Annotated in this window: 20 protein-coding genes; all 20 read right to left on the bottom strand. The window is 34.8% G+C overall.

Features of this window, described 5'->3' with window-relative positions; translation table 11 throughout:
• Window positions 1-251 precede the first annotated feature (251 nt).
• The gene (locus CEF18_RS25050) at window positions 252-1,076 is read right to left on the bottom strand and encodes a M55 family metallopeptidase (protein WP_110939220.1); all 825 of its coding nucleotides are present in this window, start codon (window positions 1,074-1,076) and stop codon (window positions 252-254) included.
• A 108-nt stretch (window positions 1,077-1,184) separates the two neighbouring features.
• On the bottom strand, window positions 1,185-1,322 hold the full coding sequence (locus CEF18_RS26245) for a hypothetical protein (RefSeq protein ID WP_183041137.1): 138 nt from the start codon (window positions 1,320-1,322) through the stop codon (window positions 1,185-1,187).
• Window positions 1,323-1,389: 67 nt separating this feature from the next.
• The gene (locus CEF18_RS25045) at window positions 1,390-2,292 is read right to left on the bottom strand and encodes a glycosyltransferase family 2 protein (protein WP_110939219.1); all 903 of its coding nucleotides are present in this window, start codon (window positions 2,290-2,292) and stop codon (window positions 1,390-1,392) included.
• The gene (locus CEF18_RS25040) at window positions 2,289-3,413 is read right to left on the bottom strand and encodes a glycosyltransferase family 1 protein (protein WP_110939218.1); all 1,125 of its coding nucleotides are present in this window, start codon (window positions 3,411-3,413) and stop codon (window positions 2,289-2,291) included. Before CEF18_RS25040 ends, CEF18_RS25045 begins: the two co-directional genes overlap by 4 nt.
• A 12-nt stretch (window positions 3,414-3,425) precedes the next feature.
• The gene (locus CEF18_RS25035) at window positions 3,426-4,493 is read right to left on the bottom strand and encodes a glycosyltransferase (RefSeq protein ID WP_110939217.1); all 1,068 of its coding nucleotides are present in this window, start codon (window positions 4,491-4,493) and stop codon (window positions 3,426-3,428) included.
• Window positions 4,494-4,536: 43 nt separating this feature from the next.
• Window positions 4,537-5,064, bottom strand: a complete 528-nt coding sequence (locus CEF18_RS25030) for a metallophosphoesterase (protein ID WP_110939216.1) — start codon at window positions 5,062-5,064, stop codon at window positions 4,537-4,539.
• Window positions 5,045-5,416, bottom strand: coding sequence for a metallophosphoesterase (locus tag CEF18_RS25025; RefSeq protein WP_147422003.1), 372 nt, complete (start codon window positions 5,414-5,416; stop codon window positions 5,045-5,047). Before CEF18_RS25025 ends, CEF18_RS25030 begins: the two co-directional genes overlap by 20 nt.
• A 121-nt stretch (window positions 5,417-5,537) precedes the next feature.
• Window positions 5,538-6,179: a sugar transferase gene (locus CEF18_RS25020; RefSeq protein WP_110939214.1), complete on the bottom strand. Its 642-nt coding sequence runs from the start codon at window positions 6,177-6,179 to the stop codon at window positions 5,538-5,540.
• A 525-nt stretch (window positions 6,180-6,704) separates the two neighbouring features.
• On the bottom strand, window positions 6,705-7,784 hold the full coding sequence (locus CEF18_RS25015; protein ID WP_110939213.1) for an acyltransferase family protein: 1,080 nt from the start codon (window positions 7,782-7,784) through the stop codon (window positions 6,705-6,707).
• Between the two features lie 130 nt (window positions 7,785-7,914).
• Window positions 7,915-9,441: a lipopolysaccharide biosynthesis protein gene (locus tag CEF18_RS25010; protein ID WP_110939212.1), complete on the bottom strand. Its 1,527-nt coding sequence runs from the start codon at window positions 9,439-9,441 to the stop codon at window positions 7,915-7,917.
• Window positions 9,442-9,485: 44 nt separating this feature from the next.
• The gene (locus tag CEF18_RS25005) at window positions 9,486-10,535 is read right to left on the bottom strand and encodes a glycosyltransferase (RefSeq protein WP_110939211.1); all 1,050 of its coding nucleotides are present in this window, start codon (window positions 10,533-10,535) and stop codon (window positions 9,486-9,488) included.
• 44 nt (window positions 10,536-10,579) lie between these two features.
• The gene (locus CEF18_RS25000) at window positions 10,580-11,770 is read right to left on the bottom strand and encodes a glycosyltransferase (protein WP_110939210.1); all 1,191 of its coding nucleotides are present in this window, start codon (window positions 11,768-11,770) and stop codon (window positions 10,580-10,582) included.
• A gap of 11 nt (window positions 11,771-11,781) precedes the next feature.
• Window positions 11,782-12,519: a glycosyltransferase family 32 protein gene (locus CEF18_RS24995; protein WP_110939209.1), complete on the bottom strand. Its 738-nt coding sequence runs from the start codon at window positions 12,517-12,519 to the stop codon at window positions 11,782-11,784.
• Between the two features lie 60 nt (window positions 12,520-12,579).
• On the bottom strand, window positions 12,580-12,927 hold the full coding sequence (locus tag CEF18_RS24990) for a helix-turn-helix domain-containing protein (protein WP_110939208.1): 348 nt from the start codon (window positions 12,925-12,927) through the stop codon (window positions 12,580-12,582).
• Between the two features lie 24 nt (window positions 12,928-12,951).
• Entirely contained in the window at window positions 12,952-14,133 is a 1,182-nt protein-coding gene (locus CEF18_RS24985; RefSeq protein ID WP_110939207.1) for a DegT/DnrJ/EryC1/StrS family aminotransferase, read from the bottom strand.
• Complete coding sequence (locus CEF18_RS24980) at window positions 14,111-14,767, bottom strand: acetyltransferase (protein WP_110939206.1); 657 nt, start codon at window positions 14,765-14,767, stop codon at window positions 14,111-14,113. Before CEF18_RS24980 ends, CEF18_RS24985 begins: the two co-directional genes overlap by 23 nt.
• Before the next feature lie 17 nt (window positions 14,768-14,784).
• On the bottom strand, window positions 14,785-15,864 hold the full coding sequence (locus tag CEF18_RS24975; RefSeq protein WP_110939205.1) for an EpsG family protein: 1,080 nt from the start codon (window positions 15,862-15,864) through the stop codon (window positions 14,785-14,787).
• An 87-nt stretch (window positions 15,865-15,951) separates the two neighbouring features.
• Window positions 15,952-17,103: a glycosyltransferase family 4 protein gene (locus CEF18_RS24970; protein WP_110939204.1), complete on the bottom strand. Its 1,152-nt coding sequence runs from the start codon at window positions 17,101-17,103 to the stop codon at window positions 15,952-15,954.
• Between the two features lie 18 nt (window positions 17,104-17,121).
• Window positions 17,122-18,000: a UTP--glucose-1-phosphate uridylyltransferase GalU gene (galU, locus tag CEF18_RS24965; protein ID WP_110939203.1), complete on the bottom strand. Its 879-nt coding sequence runs from the start codon at window positions 17,998-18,000 to the stop codon at window positions 17,122-17,124.
• 24 nt (window positions 18,001-18,024) lie between these two features.
• Complete coding sequence (locus CEF18_RS24960) at window positions 18,025-19,878, bottom strand: polysaccharide biosynthesis protein (RefSeq protein WP_110939202.1); 1,854 nt, start codon at window positions 19,876-19,878, stop codon at window positions 18,025-18,027.
• Window positions 19,879-20,083: the final 205 nt, after the last annotated feature.

The raw sequence follows: 20,083 nt of genomic DNA, 5'->3' as shown, positions 1-20,083 counted from the left end.
AATGAGTCTAACGGTTTTGTTAAGTTCAATTACTAAATCGACTCTCTAATTTCAAAAGGCAACTAGCTTCTTGATACAGATAGGCAAGGGTTTGAAGTTATCGCTCCTTTTTCCCATTCCCCCAGTTAAGTTAGAAACTTTTCGTACCACTAACGCACCTCTTAATAGAGTCAATTAATTTGTTAAATGCATACAACTATCACATTTTTGATTCTCAAAACTATGTTTTTTAATCTTTCCATTACTATCCTTTATACAAACGCTGTTTTCATCGCTAATTCTGTCATGACAACCATCGCTCGGTATGCTTCTAAGATATCCTTTGCTTGAAAAGACACAATCGTCGTCCCTTCTTCTAAAACCGTACCAGGCATTAAACTTGCCCACTCCGCTTCTCCGTAATTTGTGAATTCAATCTTCAATGTCGGATTTTCAGGGGGTACGAGAGGTTTTACTTGAGCAGCATTTTCAATGGCTTCTTTCGTTTTTTCATGCAGCAATTCTTTCGTTTTTGCTGGTGTTAAGCATATCGCAGCTGATCTTGATTGTTGTTCCTTTACAATAGCAGTTGTAACGTTCGGGATTAGCTGCTTCGCTTCCTTCGCTGTTTCATCATCCCCGGCAACCATAAGCAACGGAACACCAAAATGGCCAGCCACATACGCATTTAACCCTAACTCTCCAACTTCCACATCATTCACCCACATATTATGTACACCAAACGTCATCGTGTGGCTCATCACGCCAGCCTTCGCAGCCCTGGCATGATAACCGATAAACATTGCTCCACCAAAACTATCATCCAACCCTTGAACCATCGCAAAAGGCTTCACATCCCCGGCAATAAGTTTCGCTTCGGAATGAAGTTCTTCGATTAAAAGGTTGTTCATTTTTGAATGACTATCGTTAACAACCACCTCATAGCAATCCTTGCTAAACGCGGCCTCTATCACATGATTAGCTTCCTGCGTCATCATTTCCTGACCACGGCGATAGTTCCTGCTAGACGAATCTACAAATGTCGAATCTACCAAACCACTAATACCTTCCATATCAACAGATAAATAAAGTTTCAATTCAACGGCCCCTCTCTCACATCGCTACATTGATTTTAATTATAGCAAATATACTTGTAAGGTGAGTAAAAACACCAAACTTCCCAGTTAGTGAAAGGGATAATTCATTTACCATTTTATTGGATAAATCACTTCTTGCAATCCACTTTGAATAAGCTCCATCATTTCTTTTACTTCGATGTTTGGGTTTTCCGTCCCTTTACCTTTGAACTCTTGCAGTAGTTTCTTGAAGTTTAGTTCTTTCATATTAACCCATTCCCTCCTTTGTTTCCTGCTTTTTATAATCTATTTGCTAGAGCATCGCAAGCTATGTTTAATGAGTCTTAACTACTGTTGATTTATTTGTTTTTTGTATATACATATAAAGTGCAAATCCGAATGGTGTTGCTAAAAAAGTATTAAACTTACATGGTGTTTCAAATAAATATTTGTAATTTTTTACCATAATACTGCTGGATACGTAGTGAACTGATTGACGAAACCTGTATGATGGAGAAGATGCGTATTGCATTGCAACTTTCCTAAAGAAAGCAAACCCCTTAGGATTTTTTCTGTATTGTTTAAACATATTCAAACTAGATCCATCTTCTAAATACTCCACATGGCAAAGAACCTTATTCATTATTAATAAAGGAGCTTCTTGGTCAATCAGTATATATTTATAACTCAGAGGGCAGTACTTCTCTCCTTCAAAAACCGGGTATGAAAGTACTTTTCGAGTAAGTACTGTTCGATATACCATCTTTTTGTCGCCTTTAACTTTATGCACTTCATATAAATCAGCAGAGGTGGAAGACTTTATATGTCTTGGCATTTCTGTTCCAATAACCTTTCCCACAGGACTTGCATCCAAGCCAACGATACCAGCATATTTACTACTTCCATATGCTCTCCAAAATTGAATGATTTTTCCTATTGCATTATCAGCCATATAATCATCCGAATCTATGCAAATATTTAACTCCGTCTCAATTAATTCGTATGCGGTGTTATGTGCTCCGTGCATCCCCTTATTTTCTTGATAGTAATATCTAATCGAAACTTCCCCTTCATGAATCCACGTATCAACTAAATCTTTTGTATTGTCTGAAGATCCATCATCAATGATTAACCAAATAAAATCTTTACAATCTTGTTTTTTCAAGCTCTCATAGCCTAAGTGAAGTGTATAAGCACGATTATATGTTGGGGTAAAAATCGTTATAATTGGATTCATCCTGTTACCTCCAGTTTTGATTGACTCCCATTTGCTTCAGTAATATAATAATCAGTTAACCAAGTCGCCATTGTAACGGTATCAAATCCTTTTTCACGCATGTCAGTAGCATTGTCCCTATGCCTTACTGAAGAATTTAAAATAGCTGTTGCCCACTTCTCAGGAGAAGTTTTAAGGCTTTTAAAATCGAGTTGCCCCGTTACATCTGTTTCCGAAGTTATCGTATCAGAAACAATACATTTTAACCCAGCAGCTTGCGCTTCAACAAGAACTACGGGTAATCCTTCAAACAAGGAAGGAAATAAAAAGACATCCATACCTTGCATAATCTCTGATATATCTTCTCTAACACCCAAAAATTTAACTGCAGATGATAATCCTAACTTTTTAACCTTTTCTTCCATCCTAATTTTCAAGTCACCCTCGCCTACTAAGAGTAATGTCGAATTAGGGTTCTTTTCATTTACCTTTTTAAAAATATCAATTAATAGTTCATGATTTTTTTGCGTATTAAATCTGCCAATATGCCCAATGACTAAGTTATTCTCGACTTGAAGTTCTCGTCTAACTTTTTTTCGTAATTCTTCATTATATTGGAACTCTTTCACATTAACTGCGTTATTCAATACTTTTATATTCTCAACTTTACCGAATAACCATTCTCCCGCCTTTTCGGAACAGGCAAAATATCTATTTGGTTGATTCTTCATCGCTAATCTAGCATATAAACGGAATGGTAATTTTAAATCTATTCCTAAATCGCTTAAATGACTATGAGCAATTCTGCAAGGTACGCCTGCTCGATTAGCGGCCTTTAAGACGAAACCACTATTTTCATTAATATGTGAATGTACGACTTTGTAATGATAGTTTTCACTGAAGAATTTATCCAGCCCTCTGAAATATTTCCGATAGTTACCTGGACGAATATGTGGCATTCTATGAATCTTCCCACCTAACCTTTCAATTTCATCGTCATAGTGGCCCCTTTCAGACCTATGCACTAAAAAATCAAATTGAATCTTTTTATGTTCCATTTGGCGGTAATAATTCATTAACATCGTTTCAAGTCCGCCTCTATTCATAATAGTGACTACTTGAAGTACCCTAATTGGTTCCATACTATTCCCCTCCTATCTGGTAGCTTTTCTTAAACCTTCAATAACTAGTAACATCGTAAAAAAACCTGTTGCAAACCGATACTTAGCAAAACAATAAAACAGTTTCCAATGAATTGGAAACTGTTTTATGTCAAAGTCTATGAATGAATTCTTTAACCGAGTGTTATTCAGAATAGACTTAATTTGTCTAATCTTCCGAAAAACATTTACATTATTTCTTCTACTAATATTATTCAACCCTAATCCTAACGTATTAAGACACACACGATTAGTTAATGCCTTTTCGTATTCTTCTGTTAAATCATTCGTAACAATAAAATCATCTATAATTTCATATAAAGAATTCCATTGAATAATTAAGTTTGGCTTGTATCCTGTCGTAACAGAAGAACTGTTTGCACGCCAATAGTGATAATAAGGGCTATCGATAAAAGTAAAACTCTGAGCATGAAAAAAAGCATTTATATTAAACAATGAATCCTCGTTGGTACCAATTGCATTTAAGTCTGTAAAGGTAATGTCATTGTCTTGTATTACTTCGCTTCGATATAGTTTGGTCCAGACAGTTCCCCAAGCATCAAGATATTCCGGATTAGATATTTCCTTTTCAAGTGGACCGATTAATCTTCTCAACATTAATTTATTTAGCTCATTTCCCCTGAAAGATTCAAGATGAGACAAGGGAAATTGTTTCTCTTTGGAATGACTTCCAAACTCTCGAATGTAGGAACACATGACGATGTCTGTATCTTGTTCCATTGCGGTATTATACATTTGTGCATACATATCTTTCTGTATCCAATCATCAGGATCAACAAATCCAATATATTCACCCCTGGCAATCTGTAATCCTTTGTTTCTGGCAGCGGAAACTCCCTTATTTGTTTGATCGATAACTATGACACGTTGATCGACAGTTTGATATTCATGAAGTATTTTAGAACTTTTATCTGTAGATCCATCATTGATTGCAATCACTTCAATATCAAATAAGCTTTGAGATAATATACTATCAATACACCTATTTAAATATTGTTCAACGTTAAATACTGGCACTATTATACTTACTTTCGGTCTCATTATTATCACCTCCATACTTTAGATAAGTTTAATAATTTAAAACTTATTTCCTTTCAAGTGTCAATAAATTAATCTCAGGTGTATTAAAAAGCCGAAAGTTAAGGAACCCTATTGCATTGCTGCTACCGAGACCTCTACTTACATATTGGTTTAAGCCATCGTATTCCCAAAAACCACTCACTCTGTCTCTAGGTGGAAAGAAACCATTGTTCTCATAATAAGCTTCCGGAACCATCCGTGCGCCTAATAACGGAATCCTTATTTGCCCACCATGATAATGCCCGGCAATATGAAGATCATAATCGCGGAAAACAACCGACGGGTCATCTTTATGAATATCTATCCTCCTATCAACAAGAGGATAATGGTAAAGCGAAATTAAGATTTCTTGATCTGTTAACACCTCTATTACATTCAACTCTTCATATAAAGACTTTTGATACGTTTCTTCTTGATTTAAACCGGAGACTTCTGATAGTTGTTCTAACTTCGCTGATGTGTCTATTAGCGAAAGACCAAATTCAACAAAATGAACCTTGCCATCCCCTCTATTAATCGTTTTGAACTGCATCCAATTGTTCCACGCCTCTATCACTCATTCCAGTAATAAAATCATGTTGATCTAAAGAATAGGTCGGTCCTGTAAAAACACCTCCAGGATCAGTATTACCAGGAACAAATAATGCATCGTTCAAGTTATCCATTCCATCAAGAAGCGAATAAGTAGGATCATAATTATCACTGTTCTCATCATTTAGCATATCACCGGTAAATACAGCCACATCATACTCCAATTCATTAATTGTTTGAATCAACTTCTCTTGTCCTTTTCCAAACGTCTTTTCATGTAAATCAGCAATCTGTAAAATTTGAAATCCTTGCAAATCCGCTGGTAAGTCTTCTATATAAATAGTTTCTTCCATAACTCTAATCCTGTTATTGTCCCAGATTGTATAAACTGTTAAACTGATTAGAAAAACTAAAATTCCTATTGAGATCCTAATGAAGAATTTCATCTTCAGCACCCCGATAACCTATCTTCTTTCAATCTTTTATATTCTGTCTAGACCATTCATATAATGTAGTCGGTTCTGTTTTAATTTCACCTTTAAAGGGCTCTATACTAAAATGCCCTTTATCTTGTATCCCCTCTTTTATAATTACCTTTTTTACAGTCAATAAGATAATTTTCAGGTCGAAAAGGAAGGATTGCTGGTCCACGTATACAAGATCATAATAAAATTTATCCTCCCACGTAATCCTGTTTCTTCCATTAATTTGTGCCCAACCAGTAATTCCTGGCCTCACATGGTGCCGACGTTTTTGTTCTTCAGAGTATAATGGCAAATACTGCATTAATAACGGTCTAGGTCCAACTAAACTTAGCTCTCCTTTAATCACGTTAAACAACTGCGGCAACTCATCCAAGCTCGTTGCCCGTAACAGCATACCTAAGCGAGTCGCCCTTAGCTCATCCTTCATTAATTTACCGTTTCCATCTGTCGCATCAGACATTGTCCTAAACTTGAAAACTGTAAACGGAGTGCCGTGAAGTCCTGGCCTAACTTGTTTGAAACATATTGGTCTTCCCATCTTTATTAAAATCATCATGCTAATAATTGTGAGGATAGGGGAAAGACAAATTAACGCTATTATAGAGATAACTAGATCAAAGGTGCGTTTCATTGATGATCACCTGCATTAATATAGCTTTCGATTGAAAATCCTATTTTCATAATTCCCCCACCTTTATATTCATCTTTTTTGTTATAGAAAGTTATCCATTCTCTCTTTCAGCTTCCCGTTCCAATCTGTCGCCGTTTTCGAAGAACTGCATAAACTAACAGCAATATCTCCGGACCGATGTTTCTTTACACAATACGGAATCTTCCTTCCTACACCCTGCTTCAAAGCTTATCAACATATTTGAATAACACTCACTTCTTCTTCGGTCCCTAGGTTGTAGACCTCGATTCCAGGACAGGTAAAATCTAACTCTAATGAACTTCAGTGACCAATAGTACGAACCGAAACAAGAATATAATCTTTAATTGGAAATGACAACATCGTAACCAGTTTTTAAAAGTTCTACACACGTATGTTTCCCCATAATAGCAGCATCGCCAGTACTAGAATTTTTCTATGCAGCTCTATAAACAAAAAAAATCCCTTAATAGGAATCATCTGAGTCGTATAATTTAAAGGTTATTTTCAACTAATATTTATATGACCCTCTCCCTCCATTTTTTGTGATCTTTTATCAATTAAATTAAAAATTGGTTTATATAGAAGTTTAATAACATGGGATGTAATCAAACATAAAACAATTAACCAAATAAATATTAAAGGTGGATACTCCGGAAAAAAAGTTACTTGCGGAATAAACATAGTATAAAAAAACATGTGTATCAGCCATAAATTTGTTGAGTGGTTACTAAGATAAGTTAAGACTTTTTGCACAAGAATACTCTTATTCATTAATGAGAATAAGCATACAAATAGGATTCCGTTTATAGGTCCTATAATCGCAGATTCTATTATCCCATGAAAAATAATGAGTGAGAAAATCCCTAATGCACATAAAGTATTTTTAAATTCTATATTACTGAATTTATTATGGATTTTTGTATAAATTCTTTCCTTTGCAAAAATAGAGCCGATTATAAACGATAATTGAGAGGTCCCTAACAAGGTAACCATGCTTACAGTAGAACTTAATAAATCATAATCACTTACATTAATTATATTTTTATAAAACTGGACGTAACAAATAAAATAGATAACACCTGAGCCTAAAAATAACGCTATAGGATTGTATCTTTTTACTAACTTAATTAAGATAGGAGATAACAGGGTTATAATTATATATACTTGTAGAAACCACCAAGCACCATTATAAGAATTAGAAAGAAAGAAGAAATTCTGAAAAAATTTAGAAGCACTACCTGGGAACGTATCTGCTTGACCGGTTAAAATCCCAATAGATACAAACATAACTAAGACAATCCAGAAATTAACGGACAACTTTAGTATCCGTCTGAAATTCTTTAAGACAAAGGTTTCTTGGTTTTTCTTATAAACAATATAAAAAGCATATCCTGTTGCAAATAAATATATTGGTCTACAAGCATCACCAAGTAACCCAACGTAATATTCCACTGGAACGTCATTAATCCAAAAGAATGAAACGTATAACCCGTCAATATCCTTCCTAGCAAATAGATGCAAGTTAATCATCAACAATATAGCCATGCCTTTTAGTATTGTTGTGTCTTTTCTTGATAACTCCATGAATTCATCCTTTCCATCTCATATTAGGTACATCCTTATTTTTCATTTCATTGATAACAGTTATTTGATTTTACCAGACACTGAAACCTCACATTTGTGAATATAAGGTAGCTCCATTATTTAAAACCCTTTATGAGTGGACTAAGCCTGTTTTCATAGTACTTACCAAGTTTTTAACTAATTCTCTTTCTGTTTCATTTGCCCCATATCTCCATATAAAAGTAATGTAAAAAGCAGTAAATAGAATACATTTAATAAAAAAGAGACTCCAACTATAGTCAATAAGAAGATTGTTAAGAACAAAGCCAAATGCATAAGACATCCCCATACTAGGTAAAATTTTAATTATTTCATTACCAAAAACATAGACATTGAATTCAAAAGCTTTTATATATATTTTTTGTATTACTATCCAATTTAACAATATTATTGCGATTGTTAAACCTAATGCAATTCCGATTACTCCTAACCATTGAAATAAAAATAATCCAAGAATTAATCCTACAATCATTAAAGCTAATTGTAGAATAGTTCTTGAGCCATCATTTTTTTTTGCCCGAAGAATCATTACACAAGGGTAAAGAACAGCGTTTATAATCATAGCCGCCATTAGAATCAGTCCTATTGATGCTGCTTGTGAATAATCATTACCAATCCATAAATAAATAAATTCAGAGCCATAAAGTTGAAATGCGATTAATATTCCACCAAGTAATGTAACTTGTATTCTTGCAGTTCTAACTATGAAAAGTGTTAAGTCCTTTCCGTTTACACCTGATGAAACCATCTGTGTGATCCTGGGAAATAACTTACTATTAATAATACCAGATATATATTGATAGTAACTCGCTAAAGTCAATCCAATAGCAAAAACAGCAACTGAAGTAGAACCAGAAATTGCTCCTAGTATGAGCAAACAAACTCTCCAATAGAACATATCTGCAAGGTTACTTAGGAAAACAAAAAATGAATAGCCACTTATCTCTTTCAATAGTTTTCTATCCATCTTATCGAATGATATTTTTAAATTTAACTTAAATTTTGAATAAACGACATATGCTATACCTGTAACTAAGTTCAATATTGTATCAACTATTACAACTGCAATCGACTTATATCCTAAAGAAAGTAAAGTATATAATACTGCTATTCTGATAATTAGTCTAACAAAATTAAATAGATTTATAATTGTGAACTTTTCATACGCTTGTATATAAGCATTAAGGGCACCTATAAAAAAAGATACTGAAAGATTTAATATAGCAATGATAAATATTGCTTTTGCAATATTTAATTCATTAGTAGTTAAACCAGAACTATAAATGTCTTCAATAAAATAATAAAGTACTATACCTAAAAGTAAAGCAAGAGCTGCAATAACTAGATAGATTAGTATAGACATTCCAATTAAATTTGATTCCTTGTCCTTTCTACCTTCAAACCGATACTGAGATACATAACGAGTAATTGCATTCCCGAATCCAAAATCCATCAGGGTAAAACTTGCAATCATAGCTCCCATTAATGCGTAGATACCATATTCAGATTGGCCTAGTGAGTTAATTAAAAAGGGAGTGAAAAGAAGACCTGCGATAATTTCAGCACCATACATACCATAAGATGATAAAATGCCTTTTTTAATATCTTTTGAGGACATCTAGCATATTCCTTCCTCACTTAAATTATATTAGTTTATAAATTTCATTTATTTATTGACAATGATTTTTTTAAACTAGCTAAATTGTTGTATAGAAGTGTAATCGCAATAGTCATAAAATATAATCTAGCCTTTATCGTATATAACATAAACTTACCCATGAGATTCAGTCTTACAGTAGGTTTAATTAATGCACCTTTAGTTTTTGGATTAGATACAATTTCATTAAATTTTTTCACCTTAGAAATCATGCATATTTTATTCTTAGAACTAAATTCTAATATTATGGTATTAATTACTTGCTGTAAAAACCAACCGTTAATTATTTGTTTATTCTTTTCATTTTTTATATTATTCACACATAAGTAATTACTCTTTTCATCAAATAACCTTAAAATCATAGAAAATCTATCTTTTCTATATATTAACGAATTAGAATTACTGTGTCGTCTATATATATATAATGGTTTGTTAACGTAGAACGTATTTTGAGCACAAGAAAAAACCTTTAAATTATAAACAATATCTTGCATTAAAGGCATGTCTAATGGAGACGTTATTTTATTATTAATAAGAAGGTCTTTTTTATACAATTTGTTCCAAGTAAATGCATGCAACTGACCCTTTATTAAACCCATAAATATAATATTTAATACCTCTTCTTTTGTTAAATATTCTTCTTTTAAAAAAGGATATAGTATATTTACACGCCTACCAGTCTTCTCATATATCTCAGTGAAACCACATATTAGTACATCTGCACTGCTTTCAACAGCTTTAGTAAACATAATTTGATAACAATTTAAACTTATCCAATCGTCTGGATCAACAAATCCTATATATTCTCCTGCAGCCATTTCCACGCCTTTATTTCTTGAATAGCTTACTCCACTATTTATTTGGTGAACTACCTTGATTCGTTTATCCTTTAATGCATATTCATCTACAATATCTCTACTTCGATCAGTTGATCCATCATCAACAAGTATAACCTCAATATCCCTTAAGCTTTGAGCTAATATAGAATCTATGCATTCTTCCAGGTATTTTTCAACATTGTAAATAGGAACAATGATACTTACTTTAACATTCATATATTCCCCCTGCTATCTTTAGTTGGTGTTAATATTATTCTCTTTTAAGTTAAGCAATTTAGTTTATCTATTTCTTTCTTATTAGAATAATCCGTTTTTAATGTATTATATGAAAGTTTTTTCCTGAGGTTATCATCTCTAATAAGACTTGATATTCCTTCTGCCACCCCTTTTGGACTTAGTGAAGTAATTAATAAATCAACCCCGTCTAACCCCTGACTCTTAGATGTAGGATAGTTTGTTATAAGTACTGGTTTCCCAAGAACTTGGGCTTCTCTAACTGTGACAGCTTTCCCTTCATATCTTGATGGCTGAACATATATATTGGCTTTCTTTATAAAAGGATAAGGGTTTGTTTTTTTACCTAAGAGAATAAATGTGTCTTTAAGCTCATTAGTTTTGATTAACTCCTTAATTTTCAATTCATCCCCACCATAACCAACTAGATACCAAACAATATTTTCGAAACCTTCGTCTTTTAATATTTTTAATGCTTTTATTGCAATATCGATACCTTTTGCATGAGATAATCTTGCAACTGTAAGAATTTTAAATCTATTATCATTTTCCATTGGATTATCAACTTCTTGGTTACTCATTTTTTTTATAAAATGCGGGGACGTGATATTCTCTATGACGGTGATCTTGTTTTTAAGAGCACCATATTTATTCAAAAAAGAATCTTTGCAGGCGTCTGAAACTGCAATAATATGGTCAAACTTGTTCCACAGTTTCAAATCTAGGTTTATATCAGTTTCAACCGTAGAATAATCGGTATGAATCCAAGCAATTTTCTTCTTTGCTTTAACCTTTTCAGCCACAAAGTAATGTGGCCATAGATAGCTAATGGCTACATCATATTCTCGCTCTAACTCCGGAAGGAAAGGTAATGAATATTTCCACATCAGTTGCATTTGATAGTAACCTGGTTCAGTCATTTTTTTTATTTTCCCCAAAACATCCGCATTAACTTTAGATTGAAGCCTAGCAAGACCAAGTCTATAATGCTTTTCTTTAAAAACTTCTTTAATAGATTTTCGGAAAGTCGTATATTGTGCGACTTCATTTAGAATAGTTACTTCTGGAGGGATTAAATTCATAAACTCCCCTTGGTGTCGGTATAACATGAGATCAACTTTAAAACTGGTATAATCAAAGTGTTCCAGCATACTAATTAGGCTTCTTTCTACTCCACCTACCTCCATATCATAAGAGGCAATCAACACTTTTTTCATTCTTTACCTCCTTAAGATCTTGATGCTAACTTTCTAAGCCTCGCAATATTTTCTCCCCCAATAACTTTTGACAATACATACTTTATATTCCCTTTAAATTTTTGTTTAGGTGGTAGCCAGCTCTTATGGAAATAATGCATTGCATAAGTGTCTTCTGTAATAAAACTTCTGCAATTGATATAATCGTAAGGAGAAAAATACGTCAGAGGATAAAATGTACCTATCCCTTTAAGTTTTTGATACTTTCCATTCTGTTGAAGTCCCTTGTTTCGCAACATTTTAGTAACGAGAGCTACATTAGTGGACGTATCCGCTGTTCCGTCAACATTTAGAAATCCTTTTTCTTCATACGAATCTAAAAAGGATTTAATAAACTCGTTTCCTTTACTACTACCGATAGTACTAGTAGCTATATAGTTTTCCTGTTCAAATCCCCAAAATGCCTGATGGTGTAACAGATCATCGAATGGTTTGAATACTTCCACATCCGTATCTAGATAAATACCTCCGTAGTGATACAAAGCAAAAACTCTTATATAGTCACTAACGAAAGCATAATTTTTTGTTACGTAGGCATCTCTTACATATTTATTAACATTTAAATTAGAATTCTGCTCATTCCATTCAATAATCTTATAACCATCGAGATTAGCATGCCAACTTGCAATACATTTTTTTATCATTGCAGGCTTTTCTTTACCGCCGAACCAGCAATAATGGATCGTCTTTGGTATTTTCCCAGCTTCCATACATAACTCCCCTTAAATACAACTTGGTTAAAATGAGATTGCTTAGTCTAAATTCCCAAGCTAGTTCGTCTCTTTATTCTTCCATTCAATAAACTCAATAACTTTCTCATATTCTTTCAGCTGAGTTGTTGTCACACCTTTTCTCTTCAAGCTTCGGAAAAGGTCCTGGCATCCTTCCTCAAGCAATTGATCTGCATCTTCACCCAAATTAATTTTTATCCCCAAAACAGTGATTAGCTCTACATCCAAAACAATAGCGAGTTTTTCTAGTACTTTAATAGATGGATTCTGATTAATATTTCGTTCAATATTACTTAGATTTGATTTAGCGATATTTGCTCTTTCTGCTAATTCCGTTAATGTTAAACCCTTTTGTTTTCTGAGTCGGTTAATATTATCCCCTATCATTTTGGTTACCTCTTTTTTAATTATTTAAATAACCGCCTCTCGGTCATACGAACTCTCTAGAACCTTTTTTAGGTGATTGATGACAAACATCTGATCAATTTCTGTTAAACTCGAACCGGAAGGTAAACAAATTCCACTTTGAAATAATTCTTCGGCAACATGCTTTCCTGGATAATGAGAATAATAACTACACCCTTTAAACAAAGGTTGTAAATGCAGGGGTTTCCAAACAGCTCTTGCCTCAATATTTTGCTGATTTAAATATGTTACGATTTCACTTGCTGAATTCCCTGTTACTTTTTCATCAACCAATAAGACTGTCAGCCATCTGCTGGAACGAGAACCAAGATATTCAGGCATAAATGAGACACCATTGATCTGATTAAGTTCTTTCTGATAAACAGTAAATACTTTTCTTCTTAAATGAACTCTTTCATCCAATAAGCTAAACTGTGCTCTTCCAATTGCTGCAAGGATATTACTTAACCGGTAATTAAATCCCATCTTACTATGTTGATAAAATGGTGCAGGGTCTTTTGCCTGAGTGGCGAGAAACCTTGCTTTTTCAAGTGCTTCTTTGGAGTTTGAAACTATCATTCCTCCTCCTGAACTTGTTATGATTTTGTTTCCGTTAAAAGAAAAAATCCCATATTCTCCGATAGACCCACTTGCCTTTCCTTTATACGTGGAACCGAGTGATTCCGCTGCGTCCTCAATAACTGGGACTTCATAGTCATTACATATTTCCATAATTTCATCCATTTTAGCTGTTTGCCCATACAAATGAACGACAATCACTGCTTTCGGTAACTCATCCTTTATTGCCGCTTCTTTTAATGCTTTTGCTAAAGCAACAGAAGACATGTTCCAAGACGTCGGTTCGGAGTCAATAAACACTGGCTCTCCCCCTAAATATAAAATGGGGTTTGCGCTGGCAACAAACGTCAATGTGGAACAGAATACTTTGTCCCCTTTTTCAATATTCAATAAAGAAAGAGCCACATGGATCGCTGCAGTTCCTGAACTAAGGGCTACAGCGCCATCGACTCCTATATAATCAGCGACTTCTTTTTCAAATGCATCCAAATGGGGTCCTGTCGGAGCGATCCAATTGGAATCTAATGCCTCCTGAATGTAATCTTTTTCTTTTTCACCCAAATGTGGAGGAGAAAGAAAGATCATGTCAGACTTTGTATTCAACAACATTGTCACCTGCTTTCGTTTTAAATTGGGCTGGAACACCAACTGCAGTCATGAATGGAGGGATGGAATCAATCACAGTTGAACCTGCACCGATAACCGTCCAATCTCCAATAATCTTACTTGGAATAACTGTTGCATTTGCACCAATATGAGCACCTTCTTTTACAATAACGCTTCCTGTTAACGTCACATTAGGAGAGATGTGAACAAAGTCTTCAATGATCGTATCGTGTTCGACTATTGCTCCTGTATTGATGATGACATGGTCCTTTATTTTTGCCCCTGCATTGATCACGACATTTGGCATAATAACAGTACCGTACCCTATTTCCGCACTAGGACTAATAATTGCTGACGGATGGATGAGACAAGTAAATTTACTTCTAGGAAAAGATAGTTTTTTAACAATAGTTTTTCTTAAATAATTATTGCCAATTGCCACCACCCACTTCGCATTGCTATTTCGCTGATCGATCTTTGAAGCTTGGGATAGAGGTCCAAAGAAAACATCGTCTTCTGTCGTCATGCTTGTGAACTTATCATCAAAATAGCCAATGATTTTTATAAGATCATCCATTCTTGCTATATCAGCCAACACTTTACTATGGCCACCTTGACCGATCATCACAACTTCCAATTTGTCACCCCCCCTGTTTACAAAAGAGTAATATAATCACTCCTGTATTCAATATTTAATGTAATTACATACTCATAAATAAAATACATAAGATAAAGGACGATAATCATGTAGTAAACAAACGTTTGATTCTTATTCTGAAAAGTTTTCACTACCCATGAAATTAAAATCAAATTGAACAAATCAAAGTAAATTGCAAATCTTGCAAAAATCCATTGTTGGGTAGAGAGCACCATGAAAAGAACACCTAGCAAACAAAGATTCACAATATAATCACTTTTAGGGAATAGCTCTTTCAATCTCACTCTGCCCAAATAGGCGAGAATTAAAGGGGATGCAGTTACCGCAACTCTTATAACATTGGCCCCACCCTCTTGAAAATTAGCATATGCACCATAATCAGTATTGGAAATAGCTGCAAAGAAAATTTCAGAAAGTTGATTATATCCGGCCACTCCTATTACTCCAGCGCACAATAAGATCATCGTATTTCGTGACCACGCCTCTCTTCGAACAATAAAGTAGACAGGTAACAAAACAATGGCACTTTGATGGATCGTCGAAGCAATAAGAATAACAGTTGTGTATTTGAAGAACTTTCCTTCTAATAAGAATTTTGTGCCTGCAAATATGATCGATGCGGCCAAGTATTGACGAATCCCGTTCATTGACACTAAATACATCCCTGAAGTTATAAAAACGAAAATACTTAGTTCAAACAGCCTTGAATAGTTATACAACGTACTTACAATTAAAAACAAGGTGATAAATGAACACGTAAAAATAAATACTTGAGCATCAGATGTGAAGTAATGTACCCCCATTTGCAATAAAGCAAATCCAATTTCATTCTGTTCTCTGATAGTTTCCCAAGTGAACACATTCAGTTGAAAAGAGTTTATATAAGTATTAGTATCTCCTATGTTACTTCTTAGGCCTGAAACAAAAACTAGTGATAGAAAAGCAAAAAACACAAGAAATTTACTCGCTTTGATTGGAACAACAAAATTGTCTATATTTAATCTTGATTTGGAAAAATATCTTGCACTGAGTGAAAAACCAAATACAGTAGCAAGGTTTAACCATAAGACTCCCATATAATATATCCTTTCAACGGCTTTTGCTTTAGGTTAAAATTTAAAAAAGCCCTTCATTGTATTAATCAAAATTACGAGGCAATCTCCTTACTGCACTGCCCAACTAATCGCACCTTCTTCCTCCATGTATTTTGAGTATATGTTGGTTTGCTCTTGAAGGACGCGAGTTAGACTGTATTTTTCCTCGATCATTTCTCTTCCTGCTTTCCCAAATTTGATTCTTAATCCCTCATTATCCATCAGTTGGATAATCATTTCTGCAAACTCCATTGGATCGTCTTGCTTCACTGTCCAGCCATTATGATCATTCCTGATTAATTCTGAGTGGCCTCGATTTTCAGTGGCAACGACCGGTAATTGACAGGCCATCGCTTCCATAATGTTTACTGGTAAACCTTCTCGCAAACTTGATCCGACTGCCACATCACAGATCGGCAAAAGTGTGTCAATATCGTTACGCATTCCTAAAAAATCAATATAATTGTCTATTTCCAGCGATTTCGCCAGTTTGTCACACGATTGATAAGAACCCGGGCCTGCTAATAAAAGCCTAGTATTTGGTCGTTTTACTATAATAATCGCCATTGCTTTTAGAAGTAATTGTTGATTTTTATTTTTGTTGAATTCTGCTCCATAAAACAATAAAAAACCGTCTGGGCTATACCCCAACGATTTTCTACCTTCCTTTTTCTCTTTTTGGTTCAAGGCTTTAAATTTACTTGTGTTAACTCCTACACCATGAACATGTTTAATCTCTTTTGCTAGTAATCTTTTAGTCGCTAGAAGATGATCTTCTTCATTGATCGTAATTAAAGTATCTGTGTAACCCGATAAAAATCGTTCCACAGGATAATAGAGAAGCCAATTTGAAATCGGTGATCCGTGACAAAAATGGAAGCCATGAGCAGTGTACAATACGTGACTAACACGTCTTTTTCTGCTTCCAAATGCCGCTAGCCTTGTTATAACCCCTCCCAATGGAGTATGACAATGAATCATCGAATAATGGTTATCATCGATGATTTGTTTTAAATCCTTGTATGCCTGAATGTTAGAAAATTTGAATGGTGAGCGGGCGATAGGGATCGTAAATTTTTTATCCGTATACTCTAAATCTATATTTCCTGAGGCAGCAACATGGACTTCCCATCCTTGTTCTTGGAACCATTTCATCTGAGGTAAGTGAAAAGCCTGAAAATGATAATCTACTGTTGCGCAAAACAATATTTTTCTTGGCATAAGTCTCACATTCCCTCTCTATTTGATAGATTCCTTCTCCATTATCTCACTGAGAAATCCTAATATTGGCTCTCTTAGCTGCTCATCCTGCAAGGCAAACTCGATGGTCGTTTTTATAAAACCTTCCTTTTCACCGACGTCATACCTTTCTCCTTCAAAATCATAAGCATAGACAGCCTCTTCCTCATTCAGACGAGCAATTGCATCTGTTAACTGAATCTCTCCGCCGCTTCCCGGCTCCTGATCATTTAATTTATCGAAAATTTTCGGTGATAAGATGTAACGACCTAAAATCGCAAGGTCCGACGGTGCTTCCCCAGGTGCTGGCTTTTCAACGAGACCATTTACATTGTAAAGTCGGTCGGATAGTTGCATCGAATCAACTATTCCATAACGATGTACCTCATCTGTCCCAACTTTTTGCACTCCCAAAATGGATGACTGATAACGATTATATTGATTCATTAATTGTTTTAAACAAGGTTCCTCCGCTTGAACAATGTCATCTCCAAGAAGAACTGCGAATGGTTCATCACCTATAAATTTTCTAGCGCACCAGATCGCATGTCCTAAACCCTTCGGCTCTTTTTGGCGAATATAATGAATATCTACCATATTTGATGCTTCCTGGACTTTCTCAAGAAGTTCCATCTTTCCTTTTAGAAAAAGGGTTTCTTCTAATTCAAAGGAATGATCAAAATGATCTTCAATAGCTCTTTTTCCTTTGCCAGTAACAATGATAATGTCCTCAATTCCGGAAGCAATCGCTTCTTCAACGATATATTGAATCGTAGGTTTATCTAAGATGGGAAGCATTTCTTTTGGCATTGCTTTCGTTGCCGGTAGAAACCTTGTCCCAAGTCCTGCTGCCGGTATAATTGCTTTTCGTACTTTCATAGAAACAACCCCTTTCTCTCTTGTTTATGCTTCCACTTCTACTGGAATAGCTTTAGCTAGTAGTTTCTTAGAAGTTTCTTTTTCCCCATTGCTCAACTGAAGTAATTTACTTCTCAACGCTTCTTTATCAAATAATGGATAAATCATGATTAAATCCTCAATATCTTTAATGTAGATCGTGGAAGGTTTCCCTAAATGAATCTTAGGGAAAATCTGGTCTTCTTCAATTTCATCCTCGTCGAGTAGTTGCTCATATAATTTCTCGCCAGCTCTAATGCCCGTGTACTCTATTTCAATATCTTCAAGAGAATTTCCGGAAAGTTTAATCAGATTTTTGGCTAAATCCACGATTTTCACCGGTAATCCCATATCCAATACAAAGGTTTCGCCTCCTTTTGCAAGGCATCCGGCCTGTATAACCAATCTGGAGGCTTCAGGAATTGTCATGAAGTAGCGGACCATATCCGGGTGAGTAACCGTTACAGGACCACCTTTCTCAATCTGTTTTCGAAATAATGGAATGACACTTCCACTGCTGCCGAGAACATTACCAAATCGAACGACGGTAAACTTTGTCTTGCTTTTACGGTTCATATTTTGTATCACGATTTCAGCTAATCGTTTTGTAGCCCCCATGACACTAGTAGGTTTCACGGCTTTATCGGTCGAAATCATAACAACCGTCTTCACCTTATGTGTATCGGCAGCCTTTGCTACGTTCATCGTCCCTATCGTATTGTTTTTCAATGCTTCTTCTGGATTTCTTTCCATTAAGGGAACGTGCTTGTGGGCAGCCGCATGATAAACGATTTCCGGACGATGTAAGGCAAAAATATTCATGATCTTTTTTAAATCCTGGATATCGGCAATTTCTGTAACAATTTGCATTGATGTTTGCTTAAATACTTCCTGCAACTCCATTTCTATCGAATAAATACTATGTTCCCCATGTCCTAATAAAATGAGCTTCTCTGGTGAGTACTCGGAAATCTGTCGACATAGTTCTGATCCTATGGAACCCCCTGCACCGGTCACCAAAACGACCTTCCCGGTTATGGAAGCTGATATTCTTTTGTTATCAAGTTCGACAGGTTTTCTTCCTAATAAATCTTCCACATTTACTTCTCTAAATTGACTAACAGTAACTTTACCAGTAACAAGGTCTTCGATCATCGGCAATACTTGTGTTTTCACTTCTGCTTTGGAGCATTCCCTGTAGATGCTATTAAGTTTCGGTCTATTTAATGAAGGGATCGCTATGATAATATTTTCTATACGAAACTCTTTCACTAACTTCGATATATCCTTTATTCCACCAGCTACCGGAATGCCGAATATATCAAACTTGTGTTTATTTGGGTCATCATCCACAAAAACTAATGGTGATAGATCGCTCGAATGATTATTTAATAATTGCCTTGTCACCATCATTCCTGCTGAACCAGCCCCTACAATCATCGTTCTTTTTCTTTTACCAGTCACGCTGTCCCTAGAAATTTTTTCTTTTGCCATCCGCCACCAAAAACGTGAACCCCCGATTAACAGCACTTGTAACAGCCAGGTAACGAAGAGGATTCGGTATTGAATATGCGAGAATACCGTTAGTTGGATAAAGGCATTTAAAATAATAGCAAATGTCAATGTCTTTAAAATAATTTGTAATTCACCTACGCTCGCATATTGCCACACTTTCTTGTTGAGCCTGAACCAAAATGAAAATAAATGATAACTAAACAGTATGATAAAACAGGATAGCCAAAAATTCGTATTAAAATAAATACTCGGCTCGTTAATGATGATAAAACTAGCAAAAAACGCGGTAAGTATAAATAATGAGTCAAAAATAATAAAATATGGAACTCTTTTTTTATTGCTCATAATAACCCCCAGTTAAGACATTTTTGACATCAGATTCTTTATATAGCACATTTTATTGTTTACCCAGTTAAATCTTATTCAAAAGATTCACATGAGTAAAAAATAAAATAAAGTGGGCATTCAACCCCTCCTCACACCACACTAGCGACGACAAGCGTCTAAGGTATCTTTAAATACCCACAGAATGATCGAGTATCTCCATTAG

This window comes from Salipaludibacillus neizhouensis, from assembly GCF_002886185.1.
Classification (GTDB): domain Bacteria; phylum Bacillota; class Bacilli; order Bacillales; family Salisediminibacteriaceae; genus Salipaludibacillus; species Salipaludibacillus neizhouensis.
This window is presented reverse-complemented; position numbering and strand designations above follow the sequence as displayed.